Annotated in this window: 24 protein-coding genes and 3 pseudogenes; 7 read left to right on the top strand and 20 right to left on the bottom strand. The window is 40.6% G+C overall.

Annotated elements, in window-relative coordinates; genetic code table 11:
- Positions 1-350: 350 nt before the first annotated feature.
- Positions 351-1,883, bottom strand: coding sequence for an aspartate aminotransferase family protein (locus tag FTU77_RS05345; protein ID WP_180055093.1), 1,533 nt, complete (start codon positions 1,881-1,883; stop codon positions 351-353).
- A 2-nt stretch (positions 1,884-1,885) separates the two neighbouring features.
- Positions 1,886-3,259: a diaminobutyrate--2-oxoglutarate transaminase gene (locus tag FTU77_RS05340; RefSeq protein WP_180035339.1), complete on the bottom strand. Its 1,374-nt coding sequence runs from the start codon at positions 3,257-3,259 to the stop codon at positions 1,886-1,888.
- Between the two features lie 484 nt (positions 3,260-3,743).
- On the opposite strand from FTU77_RS05340, the gene FTU77_RS05335 reads away from it, so the two are divergent.
- The 6 genes and pseudogenes from FTU77_RS05335 to arsH all read left to right on the top strand — a co-directional run bounded on the left by FTU77_RS05335 (position 3,744) and on the right by arsH (position 7,273).
- Entirely contained in the window at positions 3,744-4,445 is a 702-nt protein-coding gene (locus FTU77_RS05335; protein WP_180055091.1) for an SIMPL domain-containing protein, read from the top strand.
- A gap of 74 nt (positions 4,446-4,519) precedes the next feature.
- A pseudogene (locus FTU77_RS16150) lies at positions 4,520-4,612 on the top strand (hypothetical protein); the annotation flags it as partial.
- Positions 4,613-4,725: 113 nt separating this feature from the next.
- Complete coding sequence (locus FTU77_RS05330; protein WP_180055089.1) at positions 4,726-5,055, top strand: metalloregulator ArsR/SmtB family transcription factor; 330 nt, start codon at positions 4,726-4,728, stop codon at positions 5,053-5,055.
- On the top strand, positions 5,052-5,525 hold the full coding sequence (locus FTU77_RS05325) for an arsenate reductase ArsC (RefSeq protein ID WP_180055087.1): 474 nt from the start codon (positions 5,052-5,054) through the stop codon (positions 5,523-5,525). Before FTU77_RS05330 ends, FTU77_RS05325 begins: the two co-directional genes overlap by 4 nt.
- Positions 5,525-6,565: an ACR3 family arsenite efflux transporter gene (arsB, locus tag FTU77_RS05320; protein WP_180055084.1), complete on the top strand. Its 1,041-nt coding sequence runs from the start codon at positions 5,525-5,527 to the stop codon at positions 6,563-6,565. Before FTU77_RS05325 ends, arsB begins: the two co-directional genes overlap by 1 nt.
- 1 nt (position 6,566) lies before the next feature.
- Positions 6,567-7,273 (top strand): annotated as a pseudogene (gene arsH / locus FTU77_RS05315) (arsenical resistance protein ArsH).
- 58 nt (positions 7,274-7,331) lie between these two features.
- Here the strand turns inward: arsH and FTU77_RS05310 are convergent.
- The 15 genes and pseudogenes from FTU77_RS05310 to cgtA form a co-directional block, all read right to left on the bottom strand.
- Positions 7,332-7,850, bottom strand: a complete 519-nt coding sequence (locus FTU77_RS05310; protein ID WP_180055081.1) for a GNAT family N-acetyltransferase — start codon at positions 7,848-7,850, stop codon at positions 7,332-7,334.
- Between the two features lie 1,258 nt (positions 7,851-9,108).
- A pseudogene (gene ssb, locus FTU77_RS05305) lies at positions 9,109-9,432 on the bottom strand (single-stranded DNA-binding protein); the annotation flags it as partial.
- 240 nt (positions 9,433-9,672) lie between these two features.
- Entirely contained in the window at positions 9,673-11,790 is a 2,118-nt protein-coding gene (locus FTU77_RS05300) for a YfjI family protein (RefSeq protein ID WP_257223578.1), read from the bottom strand.
- Positions 11,787-12,251, bottom strand: a complete 465-nt coding sequence (locus tag FTU77_RS05295) for a hypothetical protein (protein ID WP_180055078.1) — start codon at positions 12,249-12,251, stop codon at positions 11,787-11,789. The genes FTU77_RS05300 and FTU77_RS05295 overlap by 4 nt, the downstream gene beginning before the upstream one ends.
- Complete coding sequence (locus FTU77_RS05290) at positions 12,248-12,643, bottom strand: hypothetical protein (RefSeq protein ID WP_180055076.1); 396 nt, start codon at positions 12,641-12,643, stop codon at positions 12,248-12,250. Before FTU77_RS05290 ends, FTU77_RS05295 begins: the two co-directional genes overlap by 4 nt.
- A complete protein-coding gene (locus FTU77_RS15975) occupies positions 12,636-12,950 on the bottom strand; it encodes a hypothetical protein (RefSeq protein WP_257223577.1) in 315 nt (104 codons plus the stop codon). Before FTU77_RS15975 ends, FTU77_RS05290 begins: the two co-directional genes overlap by 8 nt.
- The gene (locus FTU77_RS05285) at positions 12,947-13,189 is read right to left on the bottom strand and encodes a hypothetical protein (RefSeq protein ID WP_180055073.1); all 243 of its coding nucleotides are present in this window, start codon (positions 13,187-13,189) and stop codon (positions 12,947-12,949) included. The genes FTU77_RS15975 and FTU77_RS05285 overlap by 4 nt, the downstream gene beginning before the upstream one ends.
- A gap of 9 nt (positions 13,190-13,198) precedes the next feature.
- The gene (locus tag FTU77_RS05280) at positions 13,199-13,567 is read right to left on the bottom strand and encodes a hypothetical protein (RefSeq protein ID WP_180055071.1); all 369 of its coding nucleotides are present in this window, start codon (positions 13,565-13,567) and stop codon (positions 13,199-13,201) included.
- The gene (locus FTU77_RS05275; RefSeq protein WP_180055069.1) at positions 13,560-14,066 is read right to left on the bottom strand and encodes a BRO family protein; all 507 of its coding nucleotides are present in this window, start codon (positions 14,064-14,066) and stop codon (positions 13,560-13,562) included. Before FTU77_RS05275 ends, FTU77_RS05280 begins: the two co-directional genes overlap by 8 nt.
- On the bottom strand, positions 14,063-14,281 hold the full coding sequence (locus FTU77_RS05270; protein ID WP_180055066.1) for a helix-turn-helix domain-containing protein: 219 nt from the start codon (positions 14,279-14,281) through the stop codon (positions 14,063-14,065). Before FTU77_RS05270 ends, FTU77_RS05275 begins: the two co-directional genes overlap by 4 nt.
- Positions 14,282-14,284: 3 nt before the next feature.
- Positions 14,285-14,578 carry an AlpA family transcriptional regulator gene (locus tag FTU77_RS05265; RefSeq protein WP_103851209.1) on the bottom strand — a complete coding sequence of 98 codons (294 nt, stop codon included), beginning with the start codon at positions 14,576-14,578 and terminating at the stop codon, positions 14,285-14,287.
- Between the two features lie 129 nt (positions 14,579-14,707).
- Positions 14,708-15,424, bottom strand: a complete 717-nt coding sequence (locus FTU77_RS05260; RefSeq protein WP_180055064.1) for a hypothetical protein — start codon at positions 15,422-15,424, stop codon at positions 14,708-14,710.
- 142 nt (positions 15,425-15,566) lie between these two features.
- Entirely contained in the window at positions 15,567-16,757 is a 1,191-nt protein-coding gene (locus FTU77_RS05255) for a site-specific integrase (RefSeq protein WP_180055062.1), read from the bottom strand.
- A gap of 192 nt (positions 16,758-16,949) precedes the next feature.
- Complete coding sequence (gene proB, locus FTU77_RS05250) at positions 16,950-18,083, bottom strand: glutamate 5-kinase (protein WP_180040485.1); 1,134 nt, start codon at positions 18,081-18,083, stop codon at positions 16,950-16,952.
- Positions 18,084-18,123: 40 nt separating this feature from the next.
- Positions 18,124-19,338 (bottom strand): Obg family GTPase CgtA, encoded by a 1,215-nt coding sequence (cgtA, locus tag FTU77_RS05245; protein ID WP_180007686.1) that lies wholly within the window; start codon positions 19,336-19,338, stop codon positions 18,124-18,126.
- A 267-nt stretch (positions 19,339-19,605) separates the two neighbouring features.
- On the opposite strand from cgtA, the gene FTU77_RS05240 reads away from it, so the two are divergent.
- Positions 19,606-20,802, top strand: coding sequence for an MFS transporter (locus tag FTU77_RS05240; RefSeq protein ID WP_180026330.1), 1,197 nt, complete (start codon positions 19,606-19,608; stop codon positions 20,800-20,802).
- Between the two features lie 50 nt (positions 20,803-20,852).
- Here the strand turns inward: FTU77_RS05240 and FTU77_RS15970 are convergent, their stop codons facing one another.
- The 3 genes from FTU77_RS15970 to FTU77_RS05225 form a co-directional block, all read right to left on the bottom strand.
- Positions 20,853-21,485, bottom strand: coding sequence for a hypothetical protein (locus tag FTU77_RS15970; RefSeq protein WP_257218977.1), 633 nt, complete (start codon positions 21,483-21,485; stop codon positions 20,853-20,855).
- Between the two features lie 29 nt (positions 21,486-21,514).
- Complete coding sequence (locus FTU77_RS05230; RefSeq protein WP_125278388.1) at positions 21,515-21,889, bottom strand: helix-turn-helix domain-containing protein; 375 nt, start codon at positions 21,887-21,889, stop codon at positions 21,515-21,517.
- Between the two features lie 207 nt (positions 21,890-22,096).
- A complete protein-coding gene (locus FTU77_RS05225; protein ID WP_180004927.1) occupies positions 22,097-23,554 on the bottom strand; it encodes a glyceraldehyde-3-phosphate dehydrogenase in 1,458 nt (485 codons plus the stop codon).
- Positions 23,555-23,686: the final 132 nt, after the last annotated feature.

Raw genomic sequence — 23,686 nt, 5'->3', positions numbered from 1 at the left:
ATATCGTATTGCATTCACCTCACCCTAACCCTCTCCTACAAGGAGAGGGAAACTCCTTTACAAGCCTTATATTGGTTATAAATATTGTGGTATCTCATTCATCAAATGATAAACATCAATGACTATCGCGACTGGAGACAGGGATGTCACTATAAGGTAATGGTCACATGGATGTACCTTTTGCCTGAGAAGGATTTTAGTTACTTTGATCCCTCAAAGTAACAATCTGCCTACGCAGTAAACTATCATCTCTCAATGAAAAATTGCGGCCATGTAATAAATTAAGCGCCTTTTCATTTAAAAAAAAGGAGCTCAAATGAGCCCCTTCTTCTACAACTACAAAATGACAATTAGTCAATTGCAGGTGTATATGTACCGTCAGCGATTGGGCCTTTGATACGATCCGCTTCTGCAAGCACCAGAGCAAGCAAATTCTTCACGTTGTCTAAAGTCGCTACTGGGCTTAAAGTGGTCATTTTCAAAGATTGAACCTGACCTACTTTAGTTACACCAATATTCGCTTCACCACGTGCAAACAATTCGTCTGCTACGTTTTGGTTCAATGTATCTAACAATTCAACTGGGTAACCTTCAGGGATCACACGGAACAATACGGATGCAAATTGAGGATCAACCAGCATTTCTAGACCATCAGTTGCATTGATATAATCTGCAACATCACGTGTTAGACCTACACCGTGGTCGATCATCGAACCGTAAAGCTCTTCACCTAGCGCTTCAACCGTCATCCACAATTTCAACGCGTCAAAACGGCGAGTTGTTTGTAGTGACTTAGACACCAAGTTAGGAACCCCATGCTCTTCATCATAAGCAGAGTTTAAGTACTCAGCTTCATAATGCATGAAACGATAGTTCGCTTCATCTTTCAGCAAGAATGCGCCACATGAAATCGTTTGGAAGTAATGCTTATGGAAATCAAGCGTTACCGAATCAGAAAGCTCAATACCATCCAACATATCACGGTAGTCATTCGATAAGATTAAAGCACCACCCCAAGCTGCGTCGATATGCATCCACGCGCCATATTTGTTGGTGATTTCACGAACAGTTTTCAGTGGATCAATCGCACCTGCATCGGTTGTACCCGCAGTTGCAACCACACATGCCACGATCTTACCTTCAGCTTGAAGATGAGCCATGGTTTTCTCAAGTGCGTCTACATCCATCTGTGCGTTATCGTTCACAGGAACAGTCACGACAGATTGGAAGCCCATGCCCATCATCGCCATGTTCTTTTGCACAGAGAAGTGCGCATTTTCAGAACAGATCACTTTGACGTTACGCATAGCATCAGATGGTACGCCATCACGCTGAACAGACCATGGATTGCCGTTTTCGTCTTTCCAGTTTTTCGCGATGCACGCATCACGTGCAAGTAACACACCCATCAAGTTAGACTGTGTACCGCCAGAGGTGAATACACCTGCTTGACCTGCACCGTAGCCCACTTTTTGGCGAAGCCAATCAATCAATTGAACTTCCATCAATGAACCTGCAGGACTTTGATCCCATGAGTCCATAGATTGGTTAGTCGCATTGATCAGCACTTCAGCGATTTGGCTTGTTACCATTGTTGGGCAGTGTAAATGCGCTAAAGAATGTGGGTGATGTACTTTTAAGCTTTTGTTTAAGAACAGCTCAACCATACGGTCTAGTGATTTTTGTACACCCATACCTTCTTTAGAAGGATTGAATGCAATTGCACTACGAAGCTCTTTAATGCTACCGCCTGTGTACATTTTGTCATTTTGCAACCATGCAGATACAGCTTTTACAGCTGAATCCATTGCTGACTGATAGTCAGCAATGGATTGTGCATCATTGCAGAATAACGCTTTACGATGTTCTGCAAAATCAACCATTATTACGCGCCTCGAGTTGCAACAAGTGCTTCAGCAAGTGCTTTCTTGAAGCGAACGATCACTTCTTCACATTCAGCTTGATTGATGATCAATGGGCAAAGTAAACGAATGACTGTACCGTTACGACCACCTTTTTCTAACAACAATTTATTGTTGAAACATGCTGCTTGAATTGCTGCTGCCAATTGAGAATCACCCGGTAAAGAACCCATGTGATCTGCTTTTTGACGTTCATCAACAATTTCAACACCAATCATCAAACCACGGCCACGTACGTTACCGATACATGGGAATTCTACCGCTAATTTTTTAATTTCAGCTTGTAAGAAGTCACCACGCTCTTGTGCGTTTTGAGCCAAGTTTTGCTCTTTGATGGTTTTGATTGTTGCAAGACCAGTACCCATAGCAAGTTGGTTGCCACGGAATGTACCCGTGTGACCCGCTGGTTGCCATGCGTCAAACTTACGTTTAATGCCCAATACTGCAAGTGGTAAGCTACCACCTACCGCTTTAGACATTACAATGACGTCTGGCTCAATACCTGCATGTTCAAAGGCAAACATTTTACCTGAACGTGCAAAGCCCGCTTGTACTTCATCAAGAATCAACACGATGTTGTGCTTTTCAGTCACTTCGCGGATTTTCTTTAACCATTTTACAGGTGCAGTCACTACACCGCCTTCGCCTTGGATTGCTTCCAAGATTACAGCTGCAGGTTTCGTTACACCGCTTTCTACGTCTTCAATGAAGTTTTCGAAATAATACGTTAATGCGTCTACACCCGCTTCACCACCTATGCCTAATGGGCAACGGTATTCATGCGGATACGGCATAAATTGAACACCCGGCATTAAGCCGTTCACAGCATTTTTAGCAGACAAGTTACCTGTCATTGCTAAAGAACCGTGAGTCATACCATGGTAGCCACCTGAGAAGCTGATTACTGAACTACGACCAGTGTATGTTTTTGCTAACTTAATTGCTGCTTCTGTACCATCTGCACCAGACGGACCACAGAACTGTAGACAATACTCTTCTTTACCACCAGGTAATTGCTCAAGTAGTGCTTCAGTAAAAGCATCTTTTAAAGGCGTTGTTAAATCCAAAGTATGCAATGGGAGGCCACTTGCAAGTGTGTCTTGGATACTTTGAATTACCGCAGGATGATTATGGCCTAATGCCAATGTTCCTGCCCCAGCTAAACAATCGAGGTACTCTGTACCTTCAACATCAGTAACCCAACAACCTAAAGCTTTTGCTATCGCAAGTGGAAGTTTACGCGGATAGCTACGAACATTGGATTCCATCTGGCTTTGGCGAGTCAAATAGTATTCGTTAGTAGAATTAGTGGCAGGGTTTACAGAAGAAACGCTCATATCGAATTACCATCTCTGATATGGGTTGAAAGAAATAAGTCGGGTGACTTGCGGTCCTTTGACTCGGTGCTTTATGAGTTTCTAGTTAGCTTTAAAAGCTCTTTGAGTATGGGCTAACTAGGAGGCGGATGATACAGACTTTTTCAAGAAAATAAATCACTTTTATGATCAAATAAAAAGATAATTTAGAGAAAAAACAGATCTATTCCATGGATATCTTGAATTATCATCTTACAGTGTGACAAAACAAAGAAAACCTTTTTATTTTATGCTTTTTTACAACTTATGAATGATTATTGTAATCTTCAATTAATTAAACAACTAAGCACTGATTATTTAAATAAATATTCATCAAGCACTACATTTATTTTTCTTGAAAGATTTACAATCCCACCACAGATTTTCCTTTAATCCATCATAATCACCTTTTAAGATAACAGCATAAGCTAAATTAGTCATTCTGAAAGAAGAATAGGTCATAACAATGCGTAAAATTATCTTATCCACTGTTTTATTAGCATCCGGTCTAGGTTTGGCAGCAGCAACTCAAGCAGCTGCCCCACTCAATTACAACATCGTGAACATTCAGGCGGATGCTACTCGCCAAGTGTCAAACGACCAAATGCATGCCGTTTTATATATTGAAAAATCAAATAAACAACCGGCTGAACTTGCTACCCAAATCAACCAATTGATGACCCAAGCGGTGAACACAGCCCGTAAATACCCTGCGGTAAAAATCGAAACGGGATCTCAAAGCACTTACCCGATTTATGACAATGACAGTCGTAAATTGAAAGAATGGCGTGGTCGTGCCGAAGTGCGTTTAGAAAGTACAGACTTTAAAGCAGCTAGCCAATTGGTGAGCGAGTTACAACAAAATTTCCAAACTCAATCCATCAGCTTTAGTGTGTCAGATGCACAGCGTAAAAAAGTTGAAAATGAACTGATGGTTGAAGTATCCAAAAACTTTCAACAACGTGCCCAAGCGCTCGCTCAGGCATGGAATAAATCAGGCTACAACTTAGTTAATATTAATTTAAATACCAGCAATTATGGTGGTCAGCCAGTTCCGCGTATGGCGATGATGAAAGCTGCAAGTGCCGATGCTATTCCTGAACAAGAAATGGCAGGTGGTGAATCTAAAATCACGGTCAGTGCAAATGGCTCTATCCAGTTCAAATAATTAAATTCATTTTAAAAAACCGTGCTTTAGCGCGGTTTTTTAACTATAAATTCCATCTAATCTTTATTTAAACCAAACAGTATTTCACCCGTTCATCAGATGCAACCGATGGTAAATATATTGGTCAGCCACGAACCTTCTTCTTACAAACTTCATTCGACTTTTAAACTGGTCTAAATATAAAGATCCCACCAAGTGTGGGATTTTTATTGAATAATATATATGGACATCCACATATTCATATGTAAAGATATATGAAAATCCATATATACAGATAAACATGGAACAGACTGAATTTTTCAAATTACTTGCAGATGAGACTCGTCTGAACATCATCATGCTGTTGGCTTGTAAAGGTGAACTCTGCGTCTGCGAACTCACCGAATCACTTCAATTAAGCCAACCCAAAATTTCGCGCCATCTAGCGCTACTACGGTCATCTAGTGTTTTGAGTGATCAACGCAAAGGTCAATGGGTCTATTACTCCATTCACCCTGCACTGCCTACTTGGTGTACACAAATACTTGATGTCATGCGTCACCAAGAACGATTTAAAGATCTCGATTTAAACTCTCCGAAAGGCACTACCACATTGTGTGAAACTCTATGAATTTTTTATTTCTATGTACTGGCAATAGCTGCCGCAGCATTTTATCCGAAGTACTGTTTAACAAGCGTGCACCTGAAGGTTTCCGTGCCTATAGCGCAGGCAGTAAACCTTCAGGACAAGTCCACCCGTTTACCTTGGAAACCCTACACAACCTCAATCTACCGACTAAGGGTTTGTCGAGTAAATCCATCGCAGCATGTGAACAATACCAACCCGATGTGGTAATTACCGTCTGTGGTTCTGCTGCTCAAGAAGCTTGCCCAATTTACTTTGGCTCTGCCATCAAAGCCCACTGGGGCTTAGAAGATCCTTCCCATTTAGAGCTTGCAGATGACATCAAACTTGCAGCTTTTCTTGATACCGTGGCACATATTAACCGCCGTTTAGATGCTTTATTTGCACTCGATTTTAAGCAATTAAGTCGTGAAGAGCTTAACAAAGAAATCCAAAAAATTTCAGAGATTCAATAATGGCTGCTGCAAAACTGTCATTTCTAGACCGCAATCTAACGCTATGGATTTTTATCGCAATGGGGCTAGGCATTGCGATTGGCGTGTATATTCCAAGTGCTTCAAGGGCTTTAAATCAACTCAATATCGGTGATGTCAATATTGCGATTGCCATTGGTTTAATCCTGATGATGTATCCGCCTTTAGCTAAAGTGGATTACAAAGCCCTGCCTGAAGTGTTTAAAGATAAACGTACCTTATACCTTTCACTACTTCAAAACTGGTTAATCGCACCTTGCCTGATGTTTATTTTGGCTATCGTGTTTTTACAACACTACCCTGAATACATGACCGGTTTGATTCTGATTGGTTTAGCACGTTGTATTGCGATGGTTTTGGTTTGGAATGATTTAGCTTGTGGGGACAACCAATACGTTACGGCTTTAGTGGCATTTAACAGTATTTTCCAAATTGCATTTTTTAGTACCTACGCATGGTTCTTTTTGAGTTTTTTACCGCCTTATTTTGGTATAGAAGCGCAAGTGATCCAAGTCAGCTTTTGGACCATCACACATGCAGTATTGGTGTATTTAGGTATTCCCTTCCTACTCGGTTTCCTGACGCGTGCCATATTGGTAAAACAAAAAGGTCTGGATTGGTATAAAAATCAATTTATACCCAAAATCAGCCCCATCAGTTTAATCGCATTACTCTTTACTATTGTGGTGATGTTTAGCCTCAAAGGTGCAGATGTCGTGAGCCTTCCGATGGATGTACTGCGTATTGCCATTCCCCTCACAATCTACTTTGTGGTGATGTTTTTCATTAGCTTTTTGATGAGCAAATGGATGGGCAATAACTACGCCAAAACCACTGCCATATCCTTTACCGCAGCAGGTAATAATTTTGAACTTGCCCTCGCTGTTGCCATCGCGACCTTTGGCATTGCATCTCCGATTGCATTTACCACGATTATTGGCCCATTGGTTGAAGTGCCTGTGCTTATTGCATTAGTGAGTGTATCGCTATGGTTAAAACGCAAATGGTATAAAGAGAACTAAAATGAAGCTCCCCAATATTCAACTAGATCTACTTGAAACACCGCGTTTTGAACAAGTTCAAGCTAAAGCACTTGAACATCCGCCACGCATTCTGCTGCTATATGGCTCCAACCGTGAACGCTCATTTAGCCGCTTAACGGTATTGGAGGCGGGTCGAATCCTTGAACATTTTGGTGCAGAAGTCAAAATCTTTCATCCTAAAGGTCTTCCTCTGCCTGAAGATGCTGAAACCTCACATCCCAAAGTTCAGGAATTACATAAATTGCTTACATGGTCTGAAGGCATGGTTTGGTGTTCGCCAGAACGACATGGTGCGCGATGAGTTCTATCTTAAAAGCACAAATTGATTGGATTCCTTTAGCCGCAGGTGCCATTCGTGCTACTCAAGGTAAAACGCTGGCGTTAATGCAAGTCAGTGGTGGTTCGCAATCTTTTAATGCTGTTAACCAAATGCGAATCCTTGGGCGTTGGATGCGGATGATCACGATTCCAAATCAATCTTCCGTTGCGAAAGCATTTTTAGAATTTGATGAAAATGATCGCATGAAACCATCTTCCTATTACATTCGCATTGTCGATGTGATGGAGGAATTATATAAATTTACCCTACTCACACGTGGTCAATCTGCCTACCTCACAGATCGTTATTCTGAACGAGTTGAAAGTGCGGAAGAACTCTCTAAACGGGTTAATCAAAAGAACCTTTAATGAAAAAACTCCTGCATCTGTGCAGGAGTTTTGGTCTAAAAATTTCATCAACTTTAACTTAAACCAATAATTTATAAAATAATGTCGTTGAATCTAATGTACCCGTATGGCTCAATGTAAATTGCGGAATGATCCCGGCTTTTATAAAGTTAAATTTTTCATACAGCTTTTCAGCGACATCGCCTGTACGGGTATCAAGTACGAGTAATTTCAAGTTCAAGTGTTTTGCTTGATCTTCTGCAAGTGTTAATAGTTGGTGAGCAATGCCTCGCTGACGTACCTTTGGATGCACCATAAGTTTTTCAATCTCAGCACGATGCAGTGCATTGGCTTTGGTGGCACGAACCAATTGTACTGTGCCCACAATTTCACCGCTTTGTAGCGCCGCCCACAAAAAGGTTTTATGCTTTTGAATATCCTTTGCCACAGCAGACCAATATTCATCATAGTGCGACTTAGATTCTTTAGTTAAAAAACCCAGTGATGCACCATCTTGCACACATTGTGCCAATAATTCACACAGTTGAGCCTGCTCATCTTTTAGATCTTGAATGTTTAAATATTGAATTTCGCTCATCTTCTTTTCCTCTTATTTCTATTTTTATCGTTATATTCAAATGGCATGCCATAAAAAATCCCGCTCGGAAGCAGGATTTTGATTTTCAATTTAGTAAATCGACATATGATTGCGATATATAAAGCTCATAAGATACTGTTTTAATTATATTATTTTATAAGGTCAAAATATTTAACCTCCCACTTAACCTCCAATCGTGTTCTGTACCCCCCTATTTTGAACAATAAATTATTTTGTTCGCCTCCTCTTTTTTGATGGAGCGGAATAGAGTATTTAAAGCTGCTCCCCTTATTTGTGGCTCAGGTAGGGTCAGATTTAGAACCCTATCCTTTGTGAGTATCTTTAAGGTACTCGCGCGCGTAGTTGTTGCGAAATACAAAATTGCGTTGGCTAAATCCATGTTTTAAAAGCAAAACTCAAAAGTGAGAAACGGTATTCACTGAGCGCAATTTTGCGCCGTCCTACTATAGAAAACTTCAGTTTCAAAAATACAAAACCTTATAAAACCTTATATTCAAAGATGCTCAAACGCTTTGAACCTCACAAAACCTCACTTTCATTACGGCATGATTACGGCATCCTTTGCGGTGCTGCCTGTTATCAATTGTTATGGTTTGAACCTGATAAAACCTGAAATCAGGACGGTTAGATTACGGCCCGTACTACTACAAAATACTGCTTTTCACTTACTGCTCGGACTTGTCAAAACTTAACATTGATAACCTGTCAAAACCTGTTATTTAAAACGCTGCACCTGTTAGTAAATGTTAGTCAGAACCTATCAAAACCTATGGTTGCAGACTGCATAAATCCTAAGTAATCCTAAGTTCACAACCTGACAAAACCTGACATTTAGAACGCCGTAGCAGTTAACAAAAAGTTAACTTTTTAACAAAACAGAAATTTTTTTATACGTGCGATTGGCTGCGGTATCCGCTTTGGGCCAGTCCATAAGTTATGAACTCCCCCCACTGGTTAGCCAACGCAATTTTGCGCTCACCTTAGAAAACAATAAATTATTGATAGAACAATCACACTTGCACTCTATAAAAAAGAGAATGTTTGTTGCACGTAGTTGCACAAAATGGGTTTACCTTATTTTTGCGATAAACCGTGCCGATCTAAAGCATCATTTGCGAAACAATCCTATGAAAGAAATGATTTTGCAAAACTCACCCTATGAAAGAAGCGTTTTATCCAATAAAAAAGCTCCCCATATTTAGGGAGCTATCAATTAATACCGAGTTATCTAGCATCACAGCAATTGCAGTTCATCGGCTCGAATCTCGGTTACTTCCCGATCCGCTCCTTTATTGTCTTTCCACTTCCTTGTACGCAAGCTGCCCTCGATATAAACCTTGCTGCCCTTCTTGAGGTACTTGCTAGCAATCTCGGCTAATCGGTTGTTAGTGGTGATTCTGTGCCACTCAGTCGCTTCTTTGCGCTCGCCTGTGGTCTTGTCTTTCCAAAATTCGGAAGTTGCAACGCTGAATGTAGTAATGCTGCCACCGTTGGGAAATTGTTTAGTTTCAGGGTCACGGCCTAATACACCCATCACAGTTGCTTTGTTTACGTTTGGCATTGTTCAATTCTCAATTTATATATTTTTCTTCAAAAGTCTGACTAAATGACTAAATAGCCCTGTAACTATTGATATATAAGGCTCTCTGTTTAGCAGTCACCTAAAACCGCTATGACTAAATGACTAAACTAAAAAATTAAATGATTAATTCCATTTAGTCACTTAGTCACTTAGTCAAACCATGACTGCTAAGTGAAAAGCCTTGTGCTGTAAGGCTTTCAGGCCCATTTAGTCACTTAGTCACGATTCTACTAAAAAAGGGTGAATTACAACGTACCTTGTGCGCCCTATAGATTCGATCTTGATATAGTGTGAATCTTCTAGTTGCTGAATAACCATTTCCAAAAGGTTTTTATTCTTTTGCATGGGTCTAGGGCATGAAGTTTGAACATTTGAGTACGCTATGCGGTCGGTCTTTTGGTCATTGCACTTTTTGGCAATCCACTTAATCAACTTTTCAGCATCACTTTCCGCTTTAACCTCAATTTCTGCATACATCGCCCACTCATTTAATGAATGTTTAACAACCTCACAAGCTCCCTTTAGGGTTTTGGCATCAATCCACTGTAAGCCCTCAAAATAAGCGAACACAGTAGCTAGACGGCGTGCTAATTGACTGGCACGACTAGCGAACGCTTGTAGGTATTCGTAGCGTTTCCCTTTGCCCTGTAATTCTTCAAACATATTATAGAACGCTGCATCTATCTCCCTTGCCTCGTCATTCATAGGCAGAACATATCGCCCATTATGTAATTCATGCTCGGCTTTCACTTGAGGGCAGTCATCAAGTAGATATTCGCAACGTGTCCAGTAGGCTATAAGTCTATGGTCAGTGCTTGCATTCTTATTTCTATAGATTGCATCTTGTAGGCGTGTGCCTGCTAGATTTTCAGGGATGGTTAGAATGAATCTAGGTAAAAAGCCTTGTCCCCTTAGCACTGGGTCTTTTAATGCTTCTGCTAGAACTTCATGCTGTCCCTGTAAATTAAACGTCAATCTAACGTCATAAGCTCGGCCACTGCCGTTCAAATTAGACTTGGATCGGGTACGTTCCACAAAACCATCATCAAATAACTTTGCATAGCCTCCTAGTGCTTGGTTACGTGTATCGGCTTTCATGCTATGACCGCCGAAAAATTGCCCTGCTTCATCACTGGCAATGGACGCATTACTTAAAACGCCGTCAATGAAAAGCCCTGCAATAGATTCAAGGGTTATATCGCTGTATAGGGTGCTAGGGTCGTTAGGTGGTGGATTCTCTGCACAATATGCCTCACGGTCTTTTTTAGGTAATCCAGCCTGTCCGCTTTTCCATTGCTCCAGCTCTTGCCTGTATGCCTCGTACTGTTTGCGTTCATGCTTAATAATGGCCTGATCTGCTAGGTTTCGGCTTGTACTCTTGCGGCTGCCACTTTGCCCCTCTGTAAGCAAAAATAAACTGCATGGCTCGCCGTGTGCATTAAATGGATGGGGAGCATTAACTTGGGCCTGTGCAATATGCGACATAGCACCAATAACACACTGAGCAGTCATGGCAATTGGTGATTGCACATGCTCAGAAATAGCCCTTACTGCCTCCTGTGCCAGTGGTGGCAACGCATGTATCGGATAAGGATTTAAAACGGTTTCTGATTGAGATAACGGCAATAACTCGCCCCAATCTTGAGGGGTTGCATCTTGGTTTGGTTCGCCCTCGGCATGAGGCTGTATAAGTAAATCAGATTCGATTGATTTTTCGATCTGCTGTTTTTTATCAAGGAAAAATTGCTTTATCTGATTTGGTGGAAGTGTTTTAAAACTATCATTCACCTGAACAAATAAATCCTGATTCTGTTCAGATAGATTAAAGCCCACCATCATTCTAAATATTGTTTCAGGCATACCGTTGTTTATAATCTGATACGCTTCATCAATATCGTTATGAAGTACAACCGATTCGCCAGCCTTAGCAAGTTTCACAAATAAATTTATATTGTCTGTACCTAGAACATACGGCATATATTTATTATTTGTGTTGCTTGCGAATACTCCAGCTTTGCCTATCAAAAAAGATACTTCTTTAGAATCAATTTCTTTGTGGGGTGTCTGATCCGTGTCGTATTTTTTGGCAATGCCTTTGACTGCATAGCCTACAATTTCGCTCAATTGCTCAGGATTCACATAAGGCAGTACTGTGCATTCTTCACAGTTATAATTCGGCAATTCAGAATAAATATAGCTCTCAGGCTTAACTTTAAGATTGCGCTCATCAATACAGCCTGTCGTAAAATCTTCAATCGAATGAAATTCAGTTATATTGCCTGTCACTGGATCAGTGCTGACCACTAAGGGAGCGTTAAGAGTGATTTTTGCATTCATACTTCACCCCCTTTCACATTCACCCAAGCATCACCGCTAAACACTTCTATGATGCAATCCTGAATATCAATTTTCTTTAGAGTTCCCATCCAGTCGGTAGGTTTTGCCCCTTGCGACAATCCAACTCGTTCAAGTGACAATACATCGAACATGGCAATGCCTGCTTGTCTGCATAGCTTTTTATATTCGGTTAGCTTTGCAATTGGATAGCCGAAACGGATTAAACCTCCACCCATTTCATACGTTCCCATCATGCCTAAGTTCTCGATTTGACCTGTTGGCAGTCTTTTTGCTTTCTGTGCTGTTGGCTCAAAATGCTGGTGCTTAGAGAACCATAAAATAGGTTTTTCGTTCGGTGGTGTAACTGTCTTTTTAGGGTCTAGGTAGCCACTTTCTACAATCTGCTTGAACTTCGTGCCAGTGGTGTAGTGCCAAGCTAGTTTTGAAGTCTGCTTGTTCATTTCGCACCCCCTTTCATCACATAATTCACCGCAGTTTCTAGCAATTCATTTAATGTGCTACAAACTAGAGTTAATCCGTTTATAGCTGCTGCTGTATGGCCTTTTGCTAGGTTTAAATGCGCCAGTTCTTCAAGCGTGTATAAAATGCCAGTAGCAAGGCTAACAATCATTGAGATGTCTAGTATTGTTTTTGCGCTCGCACTTTCAATATCTTCTAAAGCAGCATTTGCCAGCGTTTCGCATACTTCAAGCATCGCCTTTGCTTTGTTATCGGATATATCGTGCTGGTCATAGCTCACATATAAGCGAAGCAATGTACCTTCCAGTGATTCAAGAATGACTTGAGCATTTTCTAAAAAGTTTTGAGCTGATTTATTGATTTGATTAGGCATGAGAATGCGCTCCTAGATTTGATTTAGAAGCTCTGCCAATTACGACCAAGTAATTAAGGTGGCAAAGCTGAAGGGGGTTGGTCGACCAGTAATCTAGGTAACTGGCACACTCGAAAGTGTCCCCCTCCAGCTTCGCCATAAAATGCGAATGCATAGAGATATTACGCATACAAAAAAAGCCCTTAAAGCGGACTGTATGCGCTAGATATTCATAGCCGACCAAAGCTAACTTTGAGATTTTGCTCAAAGCCCGATTAATATAACTATACTTTGGCATGTTAGCAATATTGAATAACTTGTTTTTCATGCTTCTGCTCCTTTCAAGTAAGCATCAATAAGCTGCTGTAAGCTCTCCCCATGCAGCACCACAACGCCAGTGGCTTGAGGGTTTTGCATAAGTTGCTTCATACCGTCATCAATGGCCTGAACTCCACCGCCTACGGTGATTAGTTCGATAAAACTACAAGCCTCATTGTTTACGATTAAATCTGCCTCAATATCTGCATCGGTGTTAGTGCGATATGAAGCTAATACAATGTCTTTCATGCCTTCACCTCACTGCACACGGTTGATATGAATATCTGAATTAATCAAAACGCCGTCATTCGATAAACCGACCTTTTGGCGGTTATCCATCATCTGCAATAAATGCTGTTCTGCTTCTTCAAACGAAATGCCGAAATGCTTTGCAATGTCCTCTAGGCGGTACATGGGTTCGCCGTCATCCGTGTAACCGCTTGGCGGTGGCAATAGGTTTAATTCCTTCGCCTTTTGGTGCATTTCCTCTTTGATATACTCAGGCGTGTAGTGCATAGTCAAAATGAGGGCCTGCTCTGTGATGGGGTGGTGTTCCCCATACTGGGCCAGCATTGCTTTGTAGTGGTCGAAGGCTTTGAAAAACTCAGGGTGTACATGTTTATTCATTGTCTACCCCCTCAAAAGTAAGCTGTAAATTTGCTTTGCATGTTGTAATTCTTAGGTTTAAATCTCGCATTGAATAACGATGGTTCACTAATCCAGTGCCATGAAATGAACCTTTAGCCTTTTGGGTCTTTTCCTGCATACATAGGCGGTTTAATTCTTCATAGGCTGTCTGTCTTGCTGAATAACTCCCAGTCTTGCGGATGCTTGGCAGTACCTCAGAAAATACCCAGTTTTGGAAATTCAACGCTTCTTTTTTATTGGATCGGAAAATAATGCGGTATAGATTCGGCTCATTAATAAACTTGAGCTTTTGAGTACCGCCATTTGTGAGGATGTGGCAATCCGCCACACCCTTTGCATCTAACTCTCGAAATAGTCGTGATGTACGGCTTATGTCTAAAGATTTATAAACATCAGTCAAACAAAACCACGGTTCTTTACTGTCATCTAAGACAATCCGAACGCCGTGTTCATTGAAATTAAAAATAGATGGGTTCATGCTGCCACCTCTTTCATAAGCTCATAACGTGCATGTCGGCCAATGCCTGACTTATTGCGCTCGTTATGGGTCGCAATGTCATAGCCTGCACACCGTAAACGCTGAATAATTGCGCTCAGGCGGTAGCAGTTAAAAAGGTCAATGGCCTCGGCTTGTGAAATAGTTTTTCCTTGCTTGAGGTGTGCTAGGACTTGTTTTAATTGGGTGTTATTCATTGATTAAGCCTCCATCGTTGCAATGGTGGCTTGTTCTTCAATCCATGCCTGCACCTCAGACATACGCCATACAGTGACGTTGCCACTGATTTTAAGAGGTTGCGGAAATTTCCCTTGCTTGACCCAAGTCCAAATTGTTTTTTCACTGACTGGGAGTAATCCGACACGCTCAGGCTTGGCATTAACTTTGCGTTTCATGCCTGCATTTTCGCCTGTCTTTACTGTGTAGATTTTTTCGGGGGTAGATGGTGCGCTCGCTAATTGTTTAATACGAGCATATTGTTCTGTGTATAGCATATTGCACCCTTGCAATTCATAAAGCGTTATTGCTTGGGTGCTAGTATGTTTTTGATTTTATTATATTAATATCAGTGTGCTAGTGAACTTTGATATGTAGTGGCTGTTTTTAATATCTGCTAGCAAAAATCATTTTTTTGATTTTATATAGCTTCTTAAATGGTTGTATACAGTTGTGTAGGGTAGTTCAATTTCTTTCAAATTAAAAATATCCTCTGCACATTTAGAGGCTTTTGCCCATTGTCCTGTATCCCATAATTCCTCTATGTGTTTAAAGGCTAGCTCATTATTTTGCTTATAGTTTTCTGCTCTGACCTTTCCACCTTTACTTTGAGGCTCTCTTTCTTGCTTGATGGCTTTTTTTATCGCTTTATCTACAAAATGACGTGTTACTTCACCTGTAAAATGATTTGAGGTTATATCCTCTAATGTATTTAAACTACTAAGCATAGTGCTAAGGGATGTTGCTTCTAAGCTAGCACTATTAGATTTATCAAAAATAAGTTTACTAAGAGAATTTGTTTCTCTCATATTCACAGACCAACAATACGCAAAGGCATTATCAAGAGTGTAAATTGCACTAAAATAAATCATCTGAGCCTTACGCTTATCTAGCCTCGGCTCATCTTTTATATCCCTAATAATATCGACAATAGCTCCAGTTCTGCCCCTGACTAACTCTTTCTTTAGTTGTTCTTCGTAGTTTTTTTTAAGGTTTGCAGTATCATCAATATCTCGACTACAAAGCTCGCATACTCTTGAAAAAATCTGTTTGAAAAATATAAAATTATCACCCTCAAAATTTAAAGCATCTTCAACCGTTATTTTCTCGTGAATAACCAACATATTGCCTCCCACAGCACCCCCCAAAAAGTAGCTAGGTAAACAAGTTGGGTACTTGCTTGTCGGATGCCTCCTATACCTAGCTGAATCAATATATCAAATAATTAAGTAATTGCTAGTTATTGAACGTCCTAGCTTGTCGTACTCAAACAGACTTTTTAAACAAGATAATATCGGGGTCATCTTCCTTGTGTAGATGGTTGGCTAGTTCTTCAATGTCGGGGTTATAGTAGGTATTAATTAAAATGCTTATGGTTTTATGGCCTGTAATTTTTGCCAGTACCTCTACTGGGAGCTTGGCATTTTTAACCATGCGTGAAATGGCTTCATGTCGGGTATCGTGAAAAGTTAAATCATTAATTTTTAATTTACCTTTCACCACTTGGTTAAAATATGCTGACAATGCACCTCTACCCACTTCACCATCAGCCACCTTATTTTTAAGAGTGCATACATCGGTTTCGTCTATTCCTCGCATATAACTTAGAAGCTCAATAGCTCGCTTGGATAAAGGCACTTTTCTAGCTGCGCCGTTCTTTGTGAGCTCCAGCTCGACATGCTTGTCGTAAACGTCCGCCCACTTTAAGCCTGTTATCTCACTTGCCCTCATTGCTGTTTCAATAGCAAATAAAAACGCCCATGCTGTTTGTTGTTTCTTAGTGATTGGCTGGGAACGTCCATCATATTTGAATGCCTGCAAAATTTGGTCTATCTCATCTTGTGAAATACGTCTATTTCTACTAGGTGACTGCTTTGGCTTGGCTATGTCGTCCAATGGGGAGCTGCTCATAATTCTTAGTTCTTGTCGTGCATACTTGAATACAGCACTTAATAAGCCCAAATCCCTAGCTACTGTCGCACTCTTTACCTTTTTTAATCGCTCATCCCTAAATTGAATCATGTCTAGCTGTCCTAGTTGGTTTACTGGTTTCTTCATCAATCGGGGAAATGATTTTATATAGCTACTCAAAATAACGGTTTCCACACGTCCGCCCCTTTTGTGTGGTGTGACTTTTTCAGCATAAAGCTGGATCAGGTCGGCAAAACTCATCTCTGATAAATCTTTAATCTTTTCTTGTCGTTTTTGCTCAGTCGGGTTAATGCCCTCTGATACTTGTTTTTTTATCTCGTCACGTCTTAAACGTGCATCTTTAGCATTGAGTACCTTTGGATACTCTCCCAGTGTGATTGTGTTCTTTTTCCCATCAAGCGTATAAAGCACTTTCCAAGTTTTACGACCTGTCGGGGATACGAATAAATACAGCATCTCACTATCATTAATTTTCTGTAGCTTGGAGGTTGGCTTAATAGCATCAATTTGCAATTTAGACAGCATTATTATTTCCTCAATAATTCATACAATTAAGAGGCTTTAGAATTTATGGCGATTAATTTTTTTAACCTCCCATTTAACCTCCGTTTAACCTCCCATCGTAGTTTATTGTATGTTATTGCACCACACAAGAAAAAGGCTCAATCCCTTACAGAATCAAGCCTTCACGTTATGTTAGGTTATGGTAGGTTTTTGCTAATATATTGCCATATGATTGCGATGGATCATTTCAAGTGATCGGGCTTCCCCTAAAACTTGATGAACTTTATCTGAGGCCAAACCTTTGACGATTTCGGCCGAACGTGAACTGAAGTTTACACGACCTACGGCAACACGATGACCTTGTGTATCGACACATTCCACCACATCACCACGTTCGAAATGCCCTTCAACAGCTTTCACACCGACAGGTAATAAACTGCGGTGATTATCACGAATGGCTTTGACTGCGCCATCATCAATTACTAAACGACCCGCTGTTTGTAAATGTGCAGCTAACCATTGTTGATGGGCTGTCACACGATCATTGTCCGTAATGAATAAGGTACCGAGTAATTCACCTGCCATCACACGTGAAAGCACATTGTCGCTATCACCGCTCGCAATGACTGTTGGACAACCGGACTTGGCTGCCAAACGTGCCGCACGAACTTTGGTCAACATACCACCACGACCGAATTTACCGCCGCCGCCAGCCATATCGAATAATGATTCATCCATTGCACGTACTGTATGAAACAGTTTTGCATCTGGATTGGAACGAGGGTCTGAGTCAAACATGCCTTCTTGGTCAGTTAGAATCACCAAAAGGTCTGCATGAACCTGTCCAGCCACCATCGCAGCCAAAGTATCGTTATCGCCAAAGCGGATTTCGTCAGTCGACACTGTGTCATTTTCATTGATCACAGGAATCACACGCCAATCAATCAAATGCTGCAAGGCATCACAAGAGTTTAAATAACGACGACGGTCAGCCAAATCATCATGGGTTAATAAAACTTGAGCTGTACGAATAGAACATTGTTCTAAAACGCTTGACCAAGTATGTATTAAACCCATTTGTCCAATGGCTGCGCAAGCCTGAAGACTGGGTAGATCTGTGGGTCGGCTGTCCAGATTCATTCGAACCATCCCTTCAGCCACAGCACCGGAAGACACAAGAATGATCTCGTGCCCTGCATTGTGTAGTTCTGCAATTTGTCCCGCCCAATGCGAGATTGCATCCAGATCTAACCCTTTTCCGTTTGCTGTGAGTAGTGATGATCCGATTTTAACAACGATACGTTTACAACCCTTGAGCTGACGTTGCCCATCTACCACTTCTATCATCTTGTCCTCAGACTTGTTTGCTTTGACACTTATTCAGCAATTAACGTACGTAGTACGATTCTGCCTCATCATCACCGTCTTCAAATTCATCATCAAAGTCTTCACCTTGACCTGCCAGACGTTGTTGACGACGCATTTCACGATATGCTTCTTTCGCAGCAAGCGTTTGCTCACGTGTTTCAACTTCAAGCTGATCACGGAACGCTTTAACTTCTGCAGCATATTCAGGATCTTCAGTTTCTCGTTCGCGCTGTTCTTCAATTTGATCCATCAGGTAGTACACAACGTCTTTAGTACCTTCAAATGTTAAACCTGAAGTTTTGAATACAGGGCCTTTCCACTGCAACTCTTCGAGAATGTGATCACACCATTCATCACGCGTTTCAGCCGCCAATTGGTCTACTTTATTGAGTACCAATACAACAGGTAATTTTGAAAGCGTTGGGGAGAATTTTTTCAACTCTTCCAAAATTGCTTTTGCATTGTACGCAGGGTCAGAACCATCAATCGGTTGAACATCTACGATGTGTAATAAAATACGTGTACGTGCCAAGTGTTTCAGGAATCGAATACCTAGACCTGCACCTTCTGCAGCACCTTCGATTAGACCCGGAATATCCGCCATTACAAATGAGCGGTGACTATCGGCATCAACCACACCTAGGTTTGGCACCATAGTGGTAAATGGATAATCTGCAACTTTTGGTTTTGCTGCTGAAACTGCACGGATAAAGGTTGATTTACCTGCATTTGGCATACCCAACAAACCAACGTCTGCGAGTACTTTTAATTCAAGACGAATTTCACGATATTCGCCTTTTGAGCCGTGTGTACATTTACGTGGAGAACGGTTGGTTGAAGATTTGAAGTGAGTATTACCCAAACCACCTTCACCACCTGCTGCCACTAACACACGCTGACCGTCAGCCACTAAGTCGCCGATGATATCGCCAGATTCTGTATCTACAATTGTTGTGCCCACTGGAACGAGCAATACGGTATCTTCACCGCCACGGCCTGAGCAGTTCGCTCCACGACCATTTTTAGCACGTTCTGCACGGAATTTACGTGTATAACGATAATCTACTAGGGTACTTGTGTCGTTGTCGGCTTGAACGTATACGTTACCGCCACGACCACCATCACCACCATCTGGACCACCAAATGGTACGAATTTTTCACGGCGAAAACTGGCTACGCCATTGCCACCGTCGCCAGCCTCTACGGTAATGACTGCTTCATCAACAAAGCGCATATTTGCCAATCCTCTAAAAACTTTAAAACCGCTTATTCTGCCATATTTTAAAGAATTTCTCGACTATATTTATTCACTATTCCATGAAGATCATGCATTTCAAGCAGATTTTTTTTGAGCTTGTATCAAAATTTTAAAAGTACAATCCAGCTTGAATTGATCGTCTGATGTACATATAGCTCGCAACGCTAAGTTGGTTGTTTTTTGTTATTTCTGCTTGTCGTAACATCTTCATATAGTGCAATTCTTGCAATCAGAGTTTTTGTTATGTCAAATCCTAAGGAAAGGAATACTATCAGTCCATTGTCATCACAATTTGTTTTATTGATGGCACTTGCTTGTGGTCTATGCGCAGGATCAGCATATTTTAATCAACCGCTTATCTATTCGATTGAAAAAGGTTTAGGCATTAGCACCAGTGAAGCTGGTTTGACTGTAGTGATTGCACAAATTGGCTATGTTTTAGGTTTAATGCTCTTGGTCCCACTAGGTGACTTTTTAAATAAGCGCAAACTCATTGTTAGCTTAATGGTCTTTGCTGCTCTTTCTCAGATTTTATTATCGTTAAGTAGCAACTTAAGCACGCTGTATCTATTTACCCTTTGTGCGACGTTTGGCGCAATTTCGGCACAAGTCCTAATTCCTTTTGCATCGAGTATTAGCCCACCCGAATCCAGCGCAGCCACTGTAGGTAAACTCATGAGCGGCTTGGTCATGGGCATCATTTTATCGCGAACATTTGCAGGCTTTGTATCGACCTATTGGTCCTGGAATGCTGTGTATTTCACCAGTGGTATCATCACTTTAGGTTTTGCGATGATCATGTGGAAAAAACTTCCGAACACGACGCCGCAAGCAGGTTTAACAATGATAGGAATTTACCGCTCGTTGTTTATCATTGCTCAAAATAATCCACATCTGATTCGTCGTGCCTGTGCTGGTGCTTTGGGTTTTGGTATTTTGTCGATGATTTTTACCTCTATGACTTTTGTCTTAGGCAGTGCGCCATATTACTTTACTGATTTTGAAATTGGTCTGTTTGGCTTGCTTGGTGTGATCGGGATTTATTCATCAAGTTGGTCGGGTAAAATTGTGGGACAAGGTAGAGAAAACTTTGTAGCAAAACTCTGTATTGCTTTGATGTTTTTCTCAACTATCCCTCTATTTTTTGCCCAGCAAAATATCGTGATTTATGCGATTGGCGTACTCATGGCATATTTTGGTTTAACAGCATTTCACGTGCTCAATCAAAATTTGGTCTATCGGATTGATCTTAAATCCCGTTCGCGAATTAATGCGGTGTATATGACGATTTACTTTACTGGTGCAGCTATAGGTTCACTCGGTGCAGTATATGCCTGGCAGCATTTTGGTTGGATGGGTTGTGTGATTCTAGCTTTGGTTTTTTCGATTGGAATTTTACTGATTGATCGGTGGGATTTTAATAAGATGGTTAAAAATTAAGTGTTTTATGAGGAATAAATCGAATGGTTTATTCCTTTTCTCATTACTAATTAAAAATTTAATGTTTTTCGATATAACGCATATTCGTACATCTCCTCAATCAATTCATCAAGTTTTTCAGAAAATGCTATCCTAAAAAACTGATGATAGATTTCCTCATTATTTATTCCATATATATGCGAGTCAATTTTGCTAGCAAGCTCACGATATTCGTCGATCAGTTTTCCTAATTTTTTATTATCTTGATTAAAATTTATAAAACTCAAAGCATCATTTATATTTTGCCTTAGGGGACTTAAAGAACCCCATATCCTTCTGATTTCACATGGCTCGATTTTAGGACCTAAAAATTTTTTTATCATTTCATTATCTAATTCATTTAAATAGTTATTAAGTACAAGCGCCAGAAGCTTATTAGTTTGAGCTTTATATTCCTTTAAATAAATTATTAAATCTTTAGATTGAGCAGCAATTAATTCACTGCCTTTTTGCTCTCGCCAATTCGTGTAAGTCATTAAGACCGCTATTGGAGCAAATATCCCCGCCGACCAAAGCAAAAGATTTGTCGCTAAAGTAATATCAACTTCTAAACTTTTAAAAATTGCATAAATAGCGATGCATAAGGTTAAGATAATTGCGTAGACTGCTAACACTGTCGCAATCAAATTTTCTGATTTTTTCATCTATTGCTTCCCCAAAAGCAATTTAATTTTTATTTAGTAACACGCTCTTTATTTTCCAAAATCTCTGGCAAACTGCGCTCTACCCAGCCAATCAAATAGTTTATTTTTTCTGCTGCTTGCGAACCGGTAATGGTCAATTGATATTCCACTTTGGGTGGCACAACCGGATACACCGTTCTTAAAATAAAACCATCTTGCTCCAGCATTTTTAAGGTTTGCGCCAGCATTTTTTCACTGACCCCTTCAATTCGCTGTTTCAGCTCACTAAAGCGATGTACACCTTCACTTAAACAGCGCAATACTAGCACTGACCATTTATTGGTGAGATGTTCCAGTATTTCACGGGATGGGCATTCATTAGATAGCACCTGTCCCAACAATGGACTGATTGCATACTTGGTCATTGAAGAGTTCCTTTCTTGATCACGGTTTTTAGTTATTACTTACTATTTTTAATGTACTTACCATTTGTAAGCTAACAGATTCATATGAGCGTATCAAGGTGAATTTTCCATCAATTAATGTATATGATTTTATTAAGCTGATTGGCCAACTTTATTTTCCACAATAAAAAAGAGCCTCAAATGAGGCTCTTTTTTAGCTTTCACAAATTATGCATTCGTTTCAGCAGGAATTTTTGGATAGCTTACGCCGCCCATTTGCTCAGCAATACGCAATACTTGGCAGCTATAACCCACTTCGTTATCGTACCAAACATAAGCAGTTAAACGGTTACCAGAAGCGATTGTCGCTTGAGCGTCAAACACACCAGCAGTACGTGACCCGATAAAGTCAGACGATACAACTTCAGTTGAGTTTGTATAACCGATTTGACCTTGAAGGTTAGAGTTGATTGAAATTTGGCGAATGTATTCATTCACTTCTTCACGGTCAACATCTTGACCCAAAGTAAGGTTCAAAATTGCAAGAGATACGTTTGGAGTAGGTACACGTACTGAGTTACCAGTCAATTTACCTTGAAGAGCAGGAAGTGCTTTAGCAACAGCTTTAGCAGCACCTGTTTCAGTAATAACCATGTTCAATGTTGCAGCACGGCCACGACGGTCAGCTTTATGGTAGTTGTCGATCAAGTTTTGGTCGTTTGTGAACGAGTGAACTGTTTCAACGTGACCATTAATCACTGTGTACTTGTCATTTAACACTTTAAGTGTTGGTGTGATCGCGTTTGTTGTACAGCTTGCAGCAGAGATGATTGTATCTTCATCAAGGATGTCAGCTTGGTTCACACCGTATACAACGTTCTTCATGTCACCTTTACCAGGTGCAGTTAGAATTACACGTGCAGCGCCAGCGCATTTAAGGTGCTGTGCAAGACCTTCAGAATCACGCCATTTACCTGTGTTATCGATTACAAGTGCATTGTTAATACCGTAAGCAGTGTAATCAACTTCAGATGGGTTAGACGCATAGATCACTTTGATGAAGTTACCGTTAGCAATGATTGCTTCGTTTTCTTCATCAACAGAAATCGTACCTGCGAATGGACCATGAATAGAGTCACGACGTAACAAAGACGCACGTTTTTCTAAGTCACCGTCAGATGATTTACGAACAACGATTGCTTTAAGGTTAAGGCCACGACCTAGACCAGATTGGCTGATCATCAAACGTGCAAGGATACGACCAATACGACCGAAACCGTAAAGAACAACATCACGGTTTTCAACGTTAGTTGCATTGCCTTCAAGTGATTTCACAGCGTCAGCAACGAATGCGTCAACATCACCGCCTTTTTCTTTGAACTCAACAGCAAGTTTGCCAAGATCAATTTCAGCAGTACCGATGTTTTCGATTTTTGCCAAAGCTTCAAGAATTGGGAAAGTGTTCACAACTGAAAGTTCAACGTCAAGTACGCGAGTACGACGATGCGCTTTAAGAATTTGGATAACCGAACGGTTAATTAAAGAACGACCGTATACTGTAGCTACGATGTTTTTTTCACGATATAACTGACCCACTAGGGCAATCATACGTTCCGCGATTTCTTCACGGTTTTTCCAGCGACCTTGGTGCTCTGCATGTAGGGCAACGATAGTGTCTTTGCTCACAGATACGTCCTCTAATTAATTGTAAATCTAAGCATAAATTTCAAAACCCCACAATTGTAATGGAAAACTGAAAATTAATGAATCTAAAAGCAGATTTCGACAAGGTTATTTTGTTATATATTCACTATCAAT

Source organism: Acinetobacter sp. YH12142, assembly GCF_013418435.1.
GTDB lineage: Bacteria > Pseudomonadota > Gammaproteobacteria > Pseudomonadales > Moraxellaceae > Acinetobacter > Acinetobacter amyesii.
Note: the sequence above shows the minus strand (reverse complement) of the source record. Positions and strands in the feature narration are given on the sequence as shown.